The sequence below is a fragment of the Streptomyces griseus genome (assembly GCF_001715295.1).
In the GTDB taxonomy this organism is placed as follows: Bacteria; Actinomycetota; Actinomycetes; order Streptomycetales; family Streptomycetaceae; genus Streptomyces; species Streptomyces griseus_G.
Window position 1 is genome coordinate 625274 of the sequence record NZ_MDKB01000004.1, and the last position, 14390, is coordinate 639663.

At 70.3% G+C, this 14390-nt stretch carries 14 protein-coding genes and 1 pseudogene; 6 read left to right on the top strand and 9 right to left on the bottom strand.

Features of this window, described 5'->3' with window-relative positions:
* Positions 1–25 precede the first annotated feature (25 nt).
* Positions 26–430: an urease subunit beta gene (locus BA175_RS24430; RefSeq protein ID WP_069173623.1), complete on the bottom strand. Its 405-nt coding sequence runs from the start codon at positions 428–430 to the stop codon at positions 26–28.
* A 205-nt stretch (positions 431–635) separates the two neighbouring features.
* A complete protein-coding gene (ureA, locus tag BA175_RS24435) occupies positions 636–1022 on the bottom strand; it encodes an urease subunit gamma (protein WP_069173753.1) in 387 nt (128 codons plus the stop codon).
* A gap of 537 nt (positions 1023–1559) precedes the next feature.
* Here ureA and BA175_RS24440 point away from each other — a divergent pair.
* A pseudogene (locus BA175_RS24440) lies at positions 1560–1703 on the top strand (IS5/IS1182 family transposase); the annotation flags it as partial.
* Between the two features lie 49 nt (positions 1704–1752).
* On the opposite strand, the gene BA175_RS24445 reads toward BA175_RS24440, so the two are convergent.
* The 4 genes from BA175_RS24445 to BA175_RS24460 form a co-directional block, all read right to left on the bottom strand.
* Positions 1753–2841 carry a CU044_5270 family protein gene (locus BA175_RS24445; protein ID WP_069173625.1) on the bottom strand — a complete coding sequence of 363 codons (1089 nt, stop codon included), beginning with the start codon at positions 2839–2841 and terminating at the stop codon, positions 1753–1755.
* Positions 2838–3431: an RNA polymerase sigma factor gene (locus BA175_RS24450; protein ID WP_069173626.1), complete on the bottom strand. Its 594-nt coding sequence runs from the start codon at positions 3429–3431 to the stop codon at positions 2838–2840. The genes BA175_RS24445 and BA175_RS24450 overlap by 4 nt, the downstream gene beginning before the upstream one ends.
* 590 nt (positions 3432–4021) lie before the next feature.
* On the bottom strand, positions 4022–4921 hold the full coding sequence (locus BA175_RS24455) for an MBL fold metallo-hydrolase (protein ID WP_069173627.1): 900 nt from the start codon (positions 4919–4921) through the stop codon (positions 4022–4024).
* Positions 4922–4943: 22 nt separating this feature from the next.
* Complete coding sequence (locus tag BA175_RS24460; RefSeq protein WP_069173628.1) at positions 4944–6215, bottom strand: MFS transporter; 1272 nt, start codon at positions 6213–6215, stop codon at positions 4944–4946.
* 125 nt (positions 6216–6340) lie between these two features.
* On the opposite strand from BA175_RS24460, the gene BA175_RS24465 reads away from it, so the two are divergent.
* The 3 genes from BA175_RS24465 (at position 6341) to BA175_RS24475 (ending at position 8767) form a co-directional block, all read left to right on the top strand.
* Positions 6341–6550 (top strand): hypothetical protein, encoded by a 210-nt coding sequence (locus BA175_RS24465; RefSeq protein ID WP_069173629.1) that lies wholly within the window; start codon positions 6341–6343, stop codon positions 6548–6550.
* Positions 6537–7928 carry an amidase gene (locus tag BA175_RS24470; RefSeq protein ID WP_069173630.1) on the top strand — a complete coding sequence of 464 codons (1392 nt, stop codon included), beginning with the start codon at positions 6537–6539 and terminating at the stop codon, positions 7926–7928. The genes BA175_RS24465 and BA175_RS24470 overlap by 14 nt, the downstream gene beginning before the upstream one ends.
* Before the next feature lie 263 nt (positions 7929–8191).
* Positions 8192–8767 (top strand): TetR/AcrR family transcriptional regulator, encoded by a 576-nt coding sequence (locus BA175_RS24475; RefSeq protein WP_069173631.1) that lies wholly within the window; start codon positions 8192–8194, stop codon positions 8765–8767.
* Positions 8768–9138: 371 nt separating this feature from the next.
* Here the strand turns inward: BA175_RS24475 and BA175_RS24480 are convergent, their stop codons facing one another.
* From BA175_RS24480 to BA175_RS24490, 3 genes are all read right to left on the bottom strand, one after another.
* Positions 9139–10377 carry a serine hydrolase domain-containing protein gene (locus tag BA175_RS24480; protein ID WP_069173632.1) on the bottom strand — a complete coding sequence of 413 codons (1239 nt, stop codon included), beginning with the start codon at positions 10375–10377 and terminating at the stop codon, positions 9139–9141.
* Positions 10378–10647: 270 nt separating this feature from the next.
* Positions 10648–11319: a response regulator transcription factor gene (locus tag BA175_RS24485; protein WP_069173633.1), complete on the bottom strand. Its 672-nt coding sequence runs from the start codon at positions 11317–11319 to the stop codon at positions 10648–10650.
* On the bottom strand, positions 11306–12487 hold the full coding sequence (locus BA175_RS24490; RefSeq protein ID WP_069173634.1) for a sensor histidine kinase: 1182 nt from the start codon (positions 12485–12487) through the stop codon (positions 11306–11308). Before BA175_RS24490 ends, BA175_RS24485 begins: the two co-directional genes overlap by 14 nt.
* 548 nt (positions 12488–13035) lie before the next feature.
* Here BA175_RS24490 and BA175_RS24495 point away from each other — a divergent pair.
* Both BA175_RS24495 and BA175_RS24500 read left to right on the top strand, forming a co-directional pair.
* On the top strand, positions 13036–13377 hold the full coding sequence (locus BA175_RS24495; RefSeq protein ID WP_069173635.1) for a PadR family transcriptional regulator: 342 nt from the start codon (positions 13036–13038) through the stop codon (positions 13375–13377).
* Positions 13374–14330 carry a hypothetical protein gene (locus BA175_RS24500; RefSeq protein WP_069173636.1) on the top strand — a complete coding sequence of 319 codons (957 nt, stop codon included), beginning with the start codon at positions 13374–13376 and terminating at the stop codon, positions 14328–14330. Before BA175_RS24495 ends, BA175_RS24500 begins: the two co-directional genes overlap by 4 nt.
* Positions 14331–14390 lie beyond the last annotated feature (60 nt).

Sequence of the window (14390 nt, forward strand, 5' to 3'; positions counted from 1 at the left end):
TCCAGCTGGGTGTACGAGGGCCGTGTCAGTCGAGGGCGATGTCGTCAGCCGGCTTGTCCTTCCGCAGGCCCGGCACTTGCCGCCTCCCGCCGATGGGCACGACGTCGATCGCCTCGCTGGGTGCGTTCTCGGGGCTGAACCGCATGGAGTCCCCCGGAGCGATGTCCAGGCGGCATCCCCAAGGTGCTTCCCCAGGCGTCTTCGACCGGTCGTACGCCAGCTCACGGGCTGCGGCGATCTGATCCTTTCTCAGGCGCTGAGGGTCGGTCAGAACGGCCTCGGCTTCGGTAGCGGAGTCCAGGTCGGTGAAGAACAGCAGGTCCTCATTGACTTCGGCCAGATGGAAGTGCGAGCCGATCTGGATATCGCGGTCACCGACGTTGACCACATAGACGACGGCCGTGTCGGTTGGTGAGTTGAGCACATGCACTGCGGACGGGTCCCTGACCCACACTCCTCCCACCTTGTACCGGGAGAAGCCATGGGACTGGCCCGGGTCCAGGGACGAGGGCGGTACGGTTACCTGCTCCGGACGGTGATGGGCCGAGTAGCAGGGGCACGTACTCGGACACGTGACCGACGCGGTCACCGGAGGCTTCGGGGCCAGCGGCTGGAAGTAAGGCATGGACTCGACCTCAGCAGATGGGAGCGGACAGCGGGGCGGCCTTCGGCGCGCGGATCGGGTCGTAGAGGGTGACGAGCTTGCGCCCGTCGGGAAAGGTCGCCTCGACCTGGAGGATGTCGAGCATCTCGGGCACGCCCTCCATGACGTCGTCGGTCGTCAGGACGCTCTCGCCCCGGCCCGGCGTGTCCCCCTTCCGCTGCTCCAGGGGAACGTCGGCATCGCTCATCATCTGGTCGACGGTGTAATTGCCCGCCCGCGCCTCCTCGATGACCCAGCAACTGATGTACGCCACCGCCTCGGGGTAGTTCAGCCTGAGGCCACGCTCCTTGCGGTAGCTGGCCAGCATCCCGGCCACACTCAGCAGCAATTTCTCCTGCTCTGAGGGAATCAGGTGCATTCGTGCTCCTCTGCGGTCGTGAGAGTGCCCTGGCCCCAAGAGAGACAGCGGCACCATGCGTCCCCGAACCACGCCCGCGTACAGGCGCAACCCCCTCGACAAGCGCCTTGCGGGGCTGAGCACCGCCGCGTCCCCGGCGGTGGCCACCTGGACGAGCAGGTGCATCTGCGCGTGAACTCCTGCGGTTTCCCTGATCCAGGCATGAACATAAATCGGCAGCGCGATACGGCTCCACCGGTTCCCCAGCCGAACCTTCCCGCGCTACAGACGATCATCACGCCACAGACCAGCAGGGTGCCGCACAACCGCGCAGTCGCCCCCGAACGGACACCAAAGAGATCATTTGACCGAATACGTCATCCGAACCCGCATCGGACTCTCACGCCGTACTGAGCCACTCCAAGCTGGCGATGCTGACCACGAGTTGGACAACCCTGCACAACGACGAAGCTCCTGATGGACGGGTGGGAGCCGGCAGGCCGTCCGGGTCCCGTTTCGGGCCGCGGCCTCAAACAGGGGAAGTACCGGCACCACACCACCCACGCCAAGATCCGTTGCCTTGGCGAGCAGGCCAGGGCCACCCTCAAGGGCTGGCGCCTCCTGCGGAAACTCCGCTGCAGCACCAACCGCATCACCAACATCGTGAAGGCCGTCCTCGTCCTTCACCACGCGCCAGGATGAGGTGGGAAAAGGCTCACTGTCGGGGCGAGCGTGCGCACTGTCCCGTTGTTCAGGCCGTCCTTTGCTTGTCCGTGGGTTCGCGGTCGTCCCGGTCCACGACGCCGGTTTCCATGACGGCGGTGCTGTTGTAGAGGGTGGAGGGCTTGGCCCCGGCTGTGTGCGTGAGGTAGGAGCACGAGCCGAGAAGCGTGAAACTGTTCCGGTCGAAGATCCACTCGTCCCGAGTTGCGGTGCCGGTCTCCTCGCGGGTGATTCCGATCCCGTGGCGCCCGGCAGCGTCGGTGGCGTCGGGAGTCACGCTCACGCCTGGGATCGTGGCGACGGTCTTGTACAGGGCCGCGGCATTGGCCGGCGGCATGACAGTTTCGTTCAGGAGATCGCCGATCTTCCTGAAGACGGCCTGGTCCTTCGATTCGTTTTCGAGGGTTCGAGTCCGGGCGTAGAGCAGTGTGCGCAGAGCGTCGGTGTCGGTGGGCAGCTTGGCCAGCCACTGGTAGGTGGGCCGGTCGATTCCGGCAGGGATTCCATGTTCCGCACTGCCGTCAGGGGCGGCCGTCTCGATGGGAATCCGCTGCCCGGACATGGAAACACCCTTTCCGGACTCACGGATCACCCCGGTGCGAGTAATCGGTGCGGAGTCCTGCGACACCCAGATTTCGCGGCGGTGTGGAGCGCCGAGCTTCACCGGTCCGTCGAAGGCGCCTTCGTTGCTGCGGACCAGGCTTCGGACGTAGACGAATTGGTCGTCGCGGATCGGATTGACGTCGACTTCCATGGACGCGGCGGCGATGCGGTCGAGCGTGAGCACCACGCCGTTCGCCGCGGCGTGGTGCGCGTCGGTCGCCTCTGCCTTGGCGCCCGGTTCCTGCTCCGTGCCGGGAAGCGTGAGGGTCAGGGCGCCGGCGAGGGCCATGGCCGTGGCGGGCAGCAGGAAGACCGGACGCAGCCACCGCCACTGAAGCGCAGGCGTCGCCGGGGTGGGGGCGGCCGTCTGCTCCTGGTCGATCTCGCGCAGCAGCACGTTCCGGTGGTGGAGGTGGCGGGCGGGCGGGAGGTCCCATTCGGGTGCGTCCGGCAACAGCCCGCGCAGATGTGCGGCGTCGTCGCGGGAACCGTCATGGCGGTGTGAAGCAGTCATCGGTTTTCCTCCTGTGAGCACGAGGCCGCGAATGCGGCCTGCCTCTTTACCTCTCCGCGGGGGCCGTGCGGTTCCATGTTCTTTGCACTGAGCCGATCGAGCCGTCGGCGGGCGCGCGCGAGCCGGGAGCGCACGGTGCCCAGGGGAATGTCCAGTGCCTCGGCGCACTCCTGGTAGGTGAGGCCGGACCACACGCACAGGACGAGAACTTCACGGTCCTGGCTGCGCAGTCCGCTCAGGGCGCTGTGGACCACGGCCAGCCTGCGGGCGTCGTCGATCCGGCCAGCGCTCTCCTCGGCGAAGTCCGTCACCGTAGGTGGAGCCGGTTGGCGTGAGAGGAACTGGCGCTGTCGGCGCAGGCGGCGTGTGGCATTGTGCGCCTTATGCGTGGCGATCCCCAGGAGCCACGGTCTGAGCGACCCGCCCTCGGGGTTCAGGGAGGCTCGGGTCCGCCACGCGGCGAGGAACGTCTCGGACATGATGTCCTCCGCCAGTGACCAGTCCCCGGTCAGCCGCAGCCCATGGTTGTACACCGCACGCGCGTGTGCGTCGTACAGGGTGCCGAACGCATCGCGGTCCCCGGCTCTCATGCGCGCACGTAGCTCATCATCTCGATCTGTGTCTCTCACACCATGTACTCTCCGCAGCCCCGCCGGGGTTCCCGTGGCCTGCGTCACACCCCTTCCGAGCCGGCACCACTCCTCAGGGGGATCTCTCCTGCGCCCGCGCAAACGGGCACACCCCCGGAGCGATGTCCTGTGACCACTCGCCAGGGTGACCGGACCGCAGTGCACCTGAGGCGGTGTTCTGCTTCTTCTTGCCGGACACGAACGCCTTGCGGCCCGCTCGTCCGGCCCGGGGACGGCGCACCTGTACCTCGGTGCCGTCGACGCGTAGGCCCCACCCCCGCGGCCTCGGCGGAGGCGAGGACGTCGGCCAGGGTACGCAGCCGCACACCGGGCCGCTGCGGGACGGCGAAGCCACGCCGGGCCGGCAGCGGACGGACCTCGTGGATCGCGCGGGTGACGGTGGGCCGGGTCACCCGACACCGCTCGGCCGGCGCCGCCTGCGGCAGTCCGGCCCGCACAGCCCACGGGTCGAGGCTGATGACGCTGCCGAGGATGTCGGCCTGTGGCGCCGCCGCGCCTCTCGGGTCCCGGCACCCCGGCCGGCTTGCAGGTCAGGTCGCAGGGACGGGCCGCAGCCGGTAGGCGCCTCCGTGTGCGACGACACGGCCGGCTGTGGGTGGGGCGAAGTGGGTGCCGAGGAGGAGGGTGTCCGTGTCGGCGAGGGAAGCGAGCAGTGCCCCGCGGGTGGTCTCGGCCTGCCGGGGGTCGACGTCCACGCAGGCGCCGATGGCGGGATGGGCGAGTTGGACCGGGTGGTGAATGCAGTCACCGGTGATCAGCGCCGTTTCACCCTGACTTCTCAGTTCGACCGCGACATGGCCGGGGGTGTGGCCGGGGGTGGGGACCAGACGCAGGCCCGGGGTGATCCGCACGCCCTCGGCCGGGACGTCGACCAGGTCGAGCAGACCGGCCTGCTCGACCGGGATCACCGAGTCGCGGAACATCTGGCGGCGCGCCTCCTCCATGTCGTACGCGGCCCAGAACTCCCTTTCTGCGCGTGCGGTGAGGTAGCGCGCCTCGGGGAACGTGGGGACCCACTCGCCGTCCGTCTTCCGGGTGTTCCAGCCGACGTGGTCGGCGTGCAGGTGGGTGAGGACCACCAGGTCGACGGAGCCGGGCGGGAAGCCGGCGGCGGTCAGGCGCTCGGGGAAGTCGGTGCGCAGGTTGTGCCAGGCCGGGTTGGCCCGTTCCTTGCCGTTGCCGATGCCGGTGTCGATGAGCACGCGCAGCCCGTCCACGGTGAACGCGAAACTGTGGCTGTCGATGTGGAGGATGCCGTCGTCGCCGGCGAAGTGGGGGCGCAGCCAGTCCTGTTCGGCTACCACCTGCGGAGTGGCGTCGGGCAGCAGCCAGGGTCCGGTCGCGGGCGGCAGCAGTGTTTCGTCGATGCGGTGGACGGTGATGTCGCCCACGGCCCAGGAGGGGATGGGGGTGTCCGAGGGGCTGTGCATGATCTGTCTCTTCCTTCGATCTTCAGCGGAGTAGCCGGTTGTGCGGACTGCTGTCGGGCCTTGTTCGGGTTCGTGACACGGCGAGCGCTGTGAGGGCCGCTGCGGCGAGGAGCGCGGCGAGGACGGCGTAGGCGTACGAGGTGGTCCTGAGCCCGTACCACTGGGTGGCGGCCCCGGCGACGACGGCGGGCAAGCTCATGGAGAGGTAGCTCAGAACGTAGTAGGCGGCCAGCGTCGCGGCGCGGTACTGCTCGTCGAGCGAGGCGAGGAGCATGCGAAGTACCCCTTGGGAGACGGCGCCGAAGGCTACTCCGGCCAGGGCCGCGCCGCCGTGGACGGCCGGCAGCCCGACGCCGTGCAGACCGCTCAGGGTCAGGACCGCGGCGGGCAGGACGGAGACGCATCCACCCATCGCGGAGGTGCGGGGATCGGTGCGGCGCAGAGCCCACATGGTGAGTGCGGCTGCGGCGCTGAGCGTGAAGAAGACCATGCCGAGGGCAGCCTGCGGGGCGTTGGGGGCCACCAGGCGCACGAGGGCCGGCCCGAGGGAGGAGTAGAAGCCGCCCAGTGACCAGATGGCGACGATCGCGGTGCCGGTGGTCAGCAGGGTGGGGCGTACCGCGGGCGGTACGACGAGCTGCGGGCGCAGCGATCGGAGCGCGTCTGCGCGGCGGTTGGCCGTCTCCGTGGTGAAGGTGACGGCGATCGCCTGGGCTGCGAAGAGTGCTGCCATCAGGGCGTGGACGGTGACCGTGGGGGCCGGGGCGAAGCGGACGAGGAGGGTGGAGACGAGGACGCCCGCGGCCATGCCGGCGACCGGGGCGATGGTGTTGGTCAGGGCGGACCGACCGGGATGCCGCGGGTTCTCCAGGTCGAGGAGAGCCGCGCCTGCGGCGCTGGTGGCCACGCCGGTGGCCACTCCTTGCAGGAGGCGGGCCGCTGTCAGGGAACCCGCACCGTCCGCTGAGGCGAGGAGAGCCATGGCGACGGCCTGCGTGCCGAGGGCTCCTGCCAGGACGGGACGCCGTCCCAGGTGGTCGGAGAGCGATCCGGCGGTGAGAAGGGCCGACAACAGCGCCAGGGGGTATGCGCTGAAGACCACTGTGACGGCGAGCGCCGAAAGGCCCCACTGGTCCTGATAGAGGGCGTACAGCGGTGTCGGGGCACTGGATGCCGCCAGGAGGGTCACGAGTACGGACGTGTCCAGAGCGAAAGTGGCGGCACGGTTCTTCCCCTGAGGGCGACCGTCCCCGACGGGGCAGTGCGCGAGGGGGCCGGGCGCGACGTCGGACATGAAACCCTCCCTTAAAGCAACGTGTTTGCGTTAAGCCACGATAGGTCCTACAGTCGAGCTAAAGCAAATGAATAGCCTTTGGCGTGGGGTGCCTCGTCGCTCCAGGCCCGACCAGGGGAGAACCCATGTCCTCCGCCGACATCACGCCGCCCGAGGCCGCCCGCTGGGCCGCCCGTGCGGGGCTTCCGCTGCCCGATGACCGCCACTCCGCGATTGCGGCCACCGCCGACCACATCCACTCCGTCGTCGCGGTCCTGCGCGAGCTGAACTTCGGTGAGACCCCGCCCGCCAGTGCCTTCCGTGCGGAAAAGGAGAAGCACGATGCAGCCGTATGAGTTGTCCCTCGCCGCCGCCGCGCAGGAGATCCGGGTGCGACGGCTGTCCCCCGTCGAGCTGGTCGACTCGGTCCTCAATCGCATCGAGCGGGTGGAGCCGCACGTTGCGGCCTACGTCGCGGTTTTCGCCGATCAGGCCCGCCGGACCGCCCGTGAGGCCGAGCGCGAGGCCGCACAGGGCTCCTTCCGGGGCCCTCTGCACGGGATTCCGGTAGGGCTCAAGGACATGATCGATGTCGTCGGCGTGTCCACCACAGCGAGCTCCAGGACCCGGGCCGGTCACCGGGCAGCCTCCGACAGCACGGTCGCCGCACGTCTGCGGGCGGCCGGAGCGATTCTGATGGGCAAGACGCACACCCACGAGTTCGCCTACGGGCTGACCACCCCGCAGACCAACAACGCCTGGGATCGAGGCAGGGTCGCCGGTGGCTCCAGCGGGGGTTCCGCCGTCGCCGTGGCCTCCGGTGCGGCGACATTCGCCCTCGGTACCGACACCGGCGGATCGATCCGGGTGCCCGCCACCCTGAACGGGGTGGTCGGACTCAAGCCGACGTATGGACTCGTGCCCCGCCACGGCGTCACGTCGCTGTCCTGGTCGCTCGACCACGTCGGCCCGATCACCCGCACCGTCGACGACACGGCCCTGGTCCTGGCCGCCCTCGTGGGGCACGACCCCCGTGACCCCGCTTCGGTGGCCGTCCCCGGCGTCGACTACCGGCCGCACTCCGACCCGGACCTGACGGGAGTGCGCGTCGGCGTGCCCCGCAACTACTACTTCGCGCACGTCGACGCCGACGTCGAGGCCGCCGTCCGCCGCGCCGTCGCGCGGCTGGAGGCACTCGGCGCCCGGCTCATCGAGATCGACATACCGATGACCCGCTACATCCAGGCCGTCCAGTGGGGCCTGATGGTGCCGGAAGCCACCGCGTACCACGAAAGCACCCTGCGTACCGTCCCCGAGCTGTATCAGGCGGATGTCCGGATCCTCCTGGAGGCCGGCGAGCTGATGGGCGCTGGCGACTATCTGCGGGCGCAGCGCGCCCGGACGCTGATGCGCGAGGAGTGGTCCCGTGTCCTGGAGGAAGTCGACGTGATCGCCGCCCCTGCGGTCCCGATGGCCGCGGTCCCGTCGGGCCAGGAGACCGTCACCTGGCCCGACGGCACGGTCGAGAGCGTCTCCGACGCCTATGTGCGCCTCTCGTCCCCGGCCAACATCACAGGAGTGCCCGCACTCTCCGTCCCGGTCGGCCACGATGCGGCCGGCATGCCCATCGGCATGCAGTTGCTCGGGCGGCCCTTCGCCGAGCGGACGCTGCTGCGGGTGGGCCACGCATACGAGCGGACGCAATCCGCCCGATCGCTCGCCCCCCTCCCTTGAGAGCGGCGTGCGGGCCGGGCCGGAAAGCCGGCCCGGCCCCACACGCCGCTCGGCCCCGTCGGGATCAGGGACCAGATGCCCGCGACGACGAGATCGGCGAGTACTCCGGCGCAGCCGTCGAGCGGGCGCACGTCCTTGGTGCAGCGGCGGTGCGGGCGTCACCCGCGGGTGCCGGAGCGCATGGCCACCAGAGCGGATGCCCGGCTTCGGTGGGCTCGGGTATCGGTCCGCTAAACGCAAGGACTGTGCTTTAAGCTGGTGCGATGAGCAGCAAGCAAAGGGCTCGCCCGGGCGGGCGCAGTGCACGCGTCCAGGCGTCGGTGCACACCGCCGTACGGGAACTCATGACGGAAAGGGGCCGCGAGGCACTGACCGTCCCCCTGGTCGCCCAGCGCGCCGGAGTCACCCCGTCGACCATCTACCGCCGCTGGGGCAACCTGCAGGAACTGCTGTCGGACGTCGCGGTGGAGAGGCTGCGGCCCGACACCGAACCGGAGGACCACGGCGACCTGCGGTCCGACCTCACGGCATGGGCCGAACAGTTCCTCGACGAAATGACGTCCGCCTCGGGCCGCGCGTATATCCGCGACGCCCTGCTCGGCGACCCGGACGGCAGCAACGCCGGCCAGTGCTCGGCCTACGCGGCCGAACAGATCGACGTCATTCTCGCTCGGGCGACCGACCGCGAGGAGAACACTCCCGACGTCGAGACGGCCATGGACCGCATCGTCGCCCCCATGATGTATCGCATCCTCTTCCGCCCGGCCGGGCTCGACGCCGCGTACGCCCGCCAGCTTGTGTCCGAGCTCTTCGGCATACGCCGGAAAGGTGACCGGTGACCGGGCGGCCGTCTCCGGCGCCTGCGAAAGCGCGCGCGCCTCACGTCCCGACGGGCGCTCCGGCGACCTCACCCGTCGCCCTGCCGGACGGGCACGAGGGTTCCAGGGTCCGGCAGGAGGCGCCCGCGGTCATCCGGTTCGTGGGCGTCGGTCCGGTCAGCTGCCGGCGGTCAGCCCGCCCCACGCAGGGCTGAGGGTCACCGCGCCGCCTCGGCTGAGGCACACCGCTCGACACGGTGCACGTGCCGGATACGCAGCGAGTCCCGGCGGGTCGCCGGGGCGTAGGCATCGGGTACTGCTGGGGACGTGCGACCGCGTTGACGCTTCCCGCAGCGCCGCACCGCCCGTTCCCGGGCCGGGTGCGGCGCCCCTCATGCGGTCGTCGTGTTCGAGGGGCGCGGGTTGCCCAGCATCCGACAGGTGGCTGCGTCGACGAGGGCCTTGTTCGCGGTCGCGGCCTTCTTCTCCTTGATGCCGAAGTTCGTGACGGTGAAGACCGCGACGCTGCGGGTGCCGGTGGCGTCGGTGTAGATCTCGCTGGAGTAGCCGGGCAGGCCGCCGGTGTGGCCCCAGACTGTGCCGCAGGGCGTGTCCACCCTCATCAGGCCCAGACCGTAACCTCCGCCTTCCTCGGGGGCGTCCACGGTGGTGCGCATCTGCTTCATCTGGGCCTCGGGCAGCAACCGGCCGGACGTGAGTGCGGTGAGGAAGCGCTGCCAGTCCTGCGCGGTGGAGACCATCCCGCCTGCCGCCCACGCCCAGCTCGGGTCGATGGCGGTGGTATCGATGTTGTCCCCTGGGCGTCCGGGCCCGGCGAATCCGACGCCCTCGGGCAGGTCCACGGTCCCGGAAAGAAGGGCCTTCAGGCGCTCGGCGTCCGGTTCGTAGCCGGTCGCGTGGCGTTTCCCGGCGTGCCAGGCGGCGTCCGTGGCCAGGAACGAGTCCTTCATGCCGAGCGGCTTGGTGATCTTCTGCTCGATCAGCTCTGCCAGACTGCTTCCGGTGGCCTTCTCCAGGATCAGCCCGAGGGCCTCGTAGTTGGCGTTGCTGTAGGAGTATTTTTCGCCGGGCCCGGTCGGGGGGTCCTGCTCGGGAGTGGTGGCGAGAAGTTCCTCCGGCCTCCATGCGCGCTGCTCCTGACCGGTGAGCGAGGGGAGGAACGTGGGCGTCAGCAGAAAGTCCTCCAGGCCGCTGGTGTGGTTGAGCAGCATCCGTACGGTGATGTGCCCGCCGCCCTCGACCAGTCCGGGCAGCCACTTCTCGACCGTGTCGTCGAGACCGATCCTCTTCTCGGCGACCTGTTGCAGGACGAGCGTCGCGGTGAGCGTCTTGGTGTTGGACCCGACGCGGAACCGGTCGTCGACGGCGAGGCGGTGCTCGTCCTTCGTCCAGGCGGCCTGGCGGGCGATCTCGACGGGCTTCCCGTCGCCGCGGTCGATCCGGACGATGACGCCCAGGGAGCCGGTGTCGGCCGCCTTCTGCGCCAGGACGCTCAGGCGTTCGGCGGCAGCCGTGTGAGCCGTACCCCGCCCGGCCGCGGAATCGGCCCCGACCTGCCCGTCGTCCGAGCAACCGACGAGCACCGCGCCCATGCACGTGGCCAACGCCACGGTCAGCGCCCCTCGTAGAACCCGGTGACGGCGAGACGACGTGTGTGCGGACATGGCAGTTCCCTTCGGCGCGTGGCAGTTGTTCCGTGCGTGGAGGGATCCGGCATCCACCCTGGTGAAGGCGTTCGAAGGCTCCGCGCACAGCGACCATTCAGCCAGCGGCGCGCCCCCGGCACATCGCTCGGTGGAGGGCTTCCCTCCGGCACGGCATCACTCCAAGGAGTGACGCCACGGCAGAGGGCGCCTCGCCGCCCCGCCCCCCGGAGACGGTCAGGACAAGGTGTTCCTGGCCAGCACCGCAGCCTGCGCCCTGCTCTGGCAGCCGGTCTTCGTGAGCACGCGGCTGACGTGGGTCTTCACCGTGTGCAGGCTCACCACGAGCCGGTCGGCGATCTCGGCGTTGCTCAGGCCGTCGCGGATCAGACGCAGCACGTCGGCCTCCCGCTCGGTGAGGTCCCTCAACCGGGCCAGCTCCTGGTCGCTGGGCTGGCGCCGGCCGCTGAGATGGCCCTCGATGATCCGCTGGGTCACCGCGGGACTCAGTGTGCTGTGCCCGGCGGCCGCGGCGCGTACGGCCCCGGTCAGCTCCTCGTACGAACTGTTCTTCAGGAGAAAGCCGGATGCCCCGGCGGCGAGCGCGTCGTCGACGTACTCGTCCAGGGCGAACGTGGTCAGCATGAGCACCCGGCAACGCCCCGCCCCGGTCAGTCCACGGCGCCGGAGCTCGGCCAGTGCCCACAGGCCGTCGCGGCGCGGCATACGGATGTCCATCAGCAGCACATCCGGCCGCAGCCGTGCGCAGGTCTCGACGGCACCCTCGCCGTCGTCCGCGGTGCCCGCCACGGTGATGTCCGCCTGGCTGTCCAATATCGCGCTCAGCCCGGCGCGGATGACCGGCTCGTCGTCCACGACGAGCACGCTGATCTGCTCAGTCACCCGCACACTCCAAGGGCATCGTGGCCGCCACGCGAAAGCCGCCGTCGCCGGTCGGGCCTGCCGTGAGGTCGCCGCCCAGCGCACCCACGCGTTCCTCCATGCTCACCAGACCGAGTCCGACGCCGGCGTCGGCCGCGCCACGTCGCGCGGCGGGACCGTTCACCACCACGCACCGCAACCGCCCCGCACCCGACTCGACAGTCACCCGGACCGGCGCCCCGGGAGCGTGCCGACGCGCGTTGACCAGTGCCTCCTGCACGACACGATAGCCCGCCAGCTGCACGGCTCCTGGCACAGCCTCCGGCGCGAGATCATTCGTCAGCTCGACCGTTCCTCCCATGGCACGATGGCTGTCCAGCAACGCGTCCAGTTCAGCAAGGTCCGGCGCCGGCCGGAGCGGGACCGCGTCCGCAGGATCGCGCAGCATCCGCAGCAGATTTTGCAGCTCGGAGCCGCTCTGCCGACCCGCCGTCGCCAGCCCGTCGACCTGGGCACGGGCCCAGTCGGGCAACTCGCCACCGCGGGCCCGCAACGTCTCCGCGTGCACGACGAGCAGGGTCAGCGAGTGCGCGACCACATCGTGCATCTCACCGGCGATCCGCGTCCGCTCCCGCTGTGCGGCCTGTGCCGCCTCCAGAGCCTGCGCCCGGCGTGCGTCGGTGGCCCGCTGCTCCGCCGCGGCCAGCAGCGCCTGCCGCGTCCGTGCGGCGAACCCCATCACCCAGGCCAGCGGCATCGGGGCCAGCGCGGCGAGGACGTCCAGACCACCCCGGAAGTCACTGGAATCAGTCGTCATCCGGTTCAGCCACAGGCCCGCCACGCCCAGCACGGCGGCGCCCAGCATCGCCGACACCGTCCGCCTCCAGCTCGCACAGTGATGGCCCAGGTTGTACAGCAGCACCGCCGGCGGCAGGAAGACCAGCGGTGACAGTTTGGCCCCCGCGCCCGCACTCCCCACCAGTGCCACCAGAAGAGCCCCGAAACCCACGACGAAGGCGGTGGCCGGCAGCCGCCGCCGCAGCAGCAAGACCGTCACGCCGACGGCCTCGTACACCGCGAGCGATGCCCAAGCCGGTCCAGAGGCATCCACGTACGGCTGCGACAGAAGCGCCGGCACACATGTCAGCACGACCAATCCGGCATCGGTGCCCCACCCGTGCCACCTGCCGTCCATCACTCTCATCCGTCCGACCCTACTGATCCTTTCGTGAGCTCAGTGGGGGCGGGAGGCTGTGGGGGCAGCTCCGAGCGGACCATGAGCGGCCTCTCCTCGACCATCGCCGCGTCCGCCCCACCGGCCGCATGATCTTCTACCACCTCGGCGGCCAGTCGGTCACCCACGGTGCCCGTCGTACCCGCAACTGTGCCTTCCAGTAAGGGAGTTGCATCGCACCCCGTACACACCCACCGGGGGTTCGTGGCGGCGGGTGAGCGTGACGGATGGAGGGGGCGGCGACGGTGATGGCAGGACTGAGGGTTGTCCGGCACTTCACGGCGGGCGCGCGACGACAGCGACGGCATCTCGCCGCGTCGTCGGGACGTCCCCATACGTCCCGTATGCGGACGTCCCTCCGCATTGCCGTGCCCCGCATCCGACGCCGCACGCTGCTCCACCGGGAGGCGCGGGACAACCCTCAGGTGATGCTCGCCGCGCGCGTGAAGGTGCTGCTGTGACCATCAGAGGTGGCAGATATATCTCGTAGCTCGATATATGCTCGATGCATGACCAGACAGCATCCGCCCTTGACGGAACCGCAGTACTTCATCCTCGCTGCACTCATGGATGGCCCGTTGCACGGTTACGGCATCATCAAGGCTGCCGAGCAGGCCACCGACGGGCGGCTCCGGATCGCTGTCGGCACTCTCTACGGCGCGCTGGAGCGGATGGAGCGGGCCGGGCTGGTGGCCGCCGGCCATGAGGAAATCGTGGACGGCCGGGCGCGGCGCTACTACCGGCTCACCGAGGACGGCACCGAGACGCTCGGCCGGGAGGCGCTGCGGATGCAGCAGGCGGCGGCCGTCGTCATCGGACGCTCGCGGGATACGGGAACGGCCCTGGCATGAATCGTCTGCTGCTTGCGGCCTATCCCGAGCCCTACCGTTCCCGGCAGGGAGAGGAGGTGCTGGCCTGCCTGGCCGAGGCGTATCCCGGCCGCTCCTGGCCCCCGCCGCGGGAAGTCGTCGCCCTGGCCCGTGCCGGGGTGCAGGCCCGCGTCCGTGCCGTCGTCGACGACACCGCCCGCCCGTGGTGGCTGGACGGCATCCATCTGGCCGCCCTGGCCCTCGCCGCGCTGGCGCTGGTTCCGTATCTGCAGGATGTGTGGCACTGGGCGCTGCACATCGACCCCGGACAGCACGCCATCGCCTTCCACTTCTCCGGCTGGTACCCGTGGGCCGACGGGCCCACACGCACACGGCTCCTGCCCTACGGGCTGCTCCCGCTGGTCTGCCTGATCGCCCTGCTGCGCGGCAGACCGTGGATCGCGCTGCCGGCCGCCGCAGCGATGATCTGGGCCGGCGCCACGTCCCACGGCCGCACCCTCTTCGGCGACGAGGGCAAGGCGGGCCTGGGCTACTACGGTCTCGGCGCCCCGATAACGGCCCGTGACCTGGTGCTGTCGGGGACACTGTGCGCCGCGTGCGCCGTGCTGGCGCTCTGCCGCCCCAGCCGTCTGCGACGCCGCTCGTACCGCTGGCTGGTCCCCGTCGTACTCGCCATGGCCGTGGCCGGGAGCCTGCACGTCATCTCCGTCAGTCCGGCCTTCCAACGCGGCCTGTTCGCCCTCGAAGTCGCCGCGCTGCTCGCCGCGTGGACGGCGACGGCCGCCACCGGCGACCACCGGTGGCTGATCCCCGTCGCGGCGTTCGCGATCGTCCGCATGCAGGCGATCGTCGTCCGGCCGGACGCGTTCATGCAGTCCTTTCCGGACCTGGTCGTCCTCATCCTGCTGATCGCACCCCTCCCCGCCCTGGTGATCGCCGCCCAGCGCCGACAGGGGCAGGCACTCGCCGAATAGGAGCGGGCCCCCGGTGGGCCGGCCGAGCCCGGCGGCCCACGTCGTGCCGGAAGACCTGCG

Bases quoted from the DNA above. Each gene is read 5' to 3' on its own strand.
- ureA (WP_069173753.1), bottom strand. From the start codon at position 1,022: ATGCACCTGATTCCCTCAGAGCAGGAGAAATTGCTGCTGAGTGTGGCC.
- BA175_RS24445 (WP_069173625.1), bottom strand. From the start codon at position 2,841: ATGACTGCTTCACACCGCCATGACGGTTCCCGCGACGACGCCGCACAT.
- BA175_RS24450 (WP_069173626.1), bottom strand. From the start codon at position 3,431: ATGAGAGCCGGGGACCGCGATGCGTTCGGCACCCTGTACGACGCACAC.
- BA175_RS24455 (WP_069173627.1), bottom strand. From the start codon at position 4,921: ATGCACAGCCCCTCGGACACCCCCATCCCCTCCTGGGCCGTGGGCGAC.
- BA175_RS24460 (WP_069173628.1), bottom strand. From the start codon at position 6,215: ATGTCCGACGTCGCGCCCGGCCCCCTCGCGCACTGCCCCGTCGGGGAC.
- BA175_RS24465 (WP_069173629.1), top strand. From the start codon at position 6,341: ATGTCCTCCGCCGACATCACGCCGCCCGAGGCCGCCCGCTGGGCCGCC.
- BA175_RS24470 (WP_069173630.1), top strand. From the start codon at position 6,537: ATGCAGCCGTATGAGTTGTCCCTCGCCGCCGCCGCGCAGGAGATCCGG.
- BA175_RS24475 (WP_069173631.1), top strand. From the start codon at position 8,192: ATGAGCAGCAAGCAAAGGGCTCGCCCGGGCGGGCGCAGTGCACGCGTC.
- BA175_RS24490 (WP_069173634.1), bottom strand. From the start codon at position 12,487: ATGGACGGCAGGTGGCACGGGTGGGGCACCGATGCCGGATTGGTCGTG.
- BA175_RS24495 (WP_069173635.1), top strand. From the start codon at position 13,036: ATGACCAGACAGCATCCGCCCTTGACGGAACCGCAGTACTTCATCCTC.
- BA175_RS24500 (WP_069173636.1), top strand. From the start codon at position 13,374: ATGAATCGTCTGCTGCTTGCGGCCTATCCCGAGCCCTACCGTTCCCGG.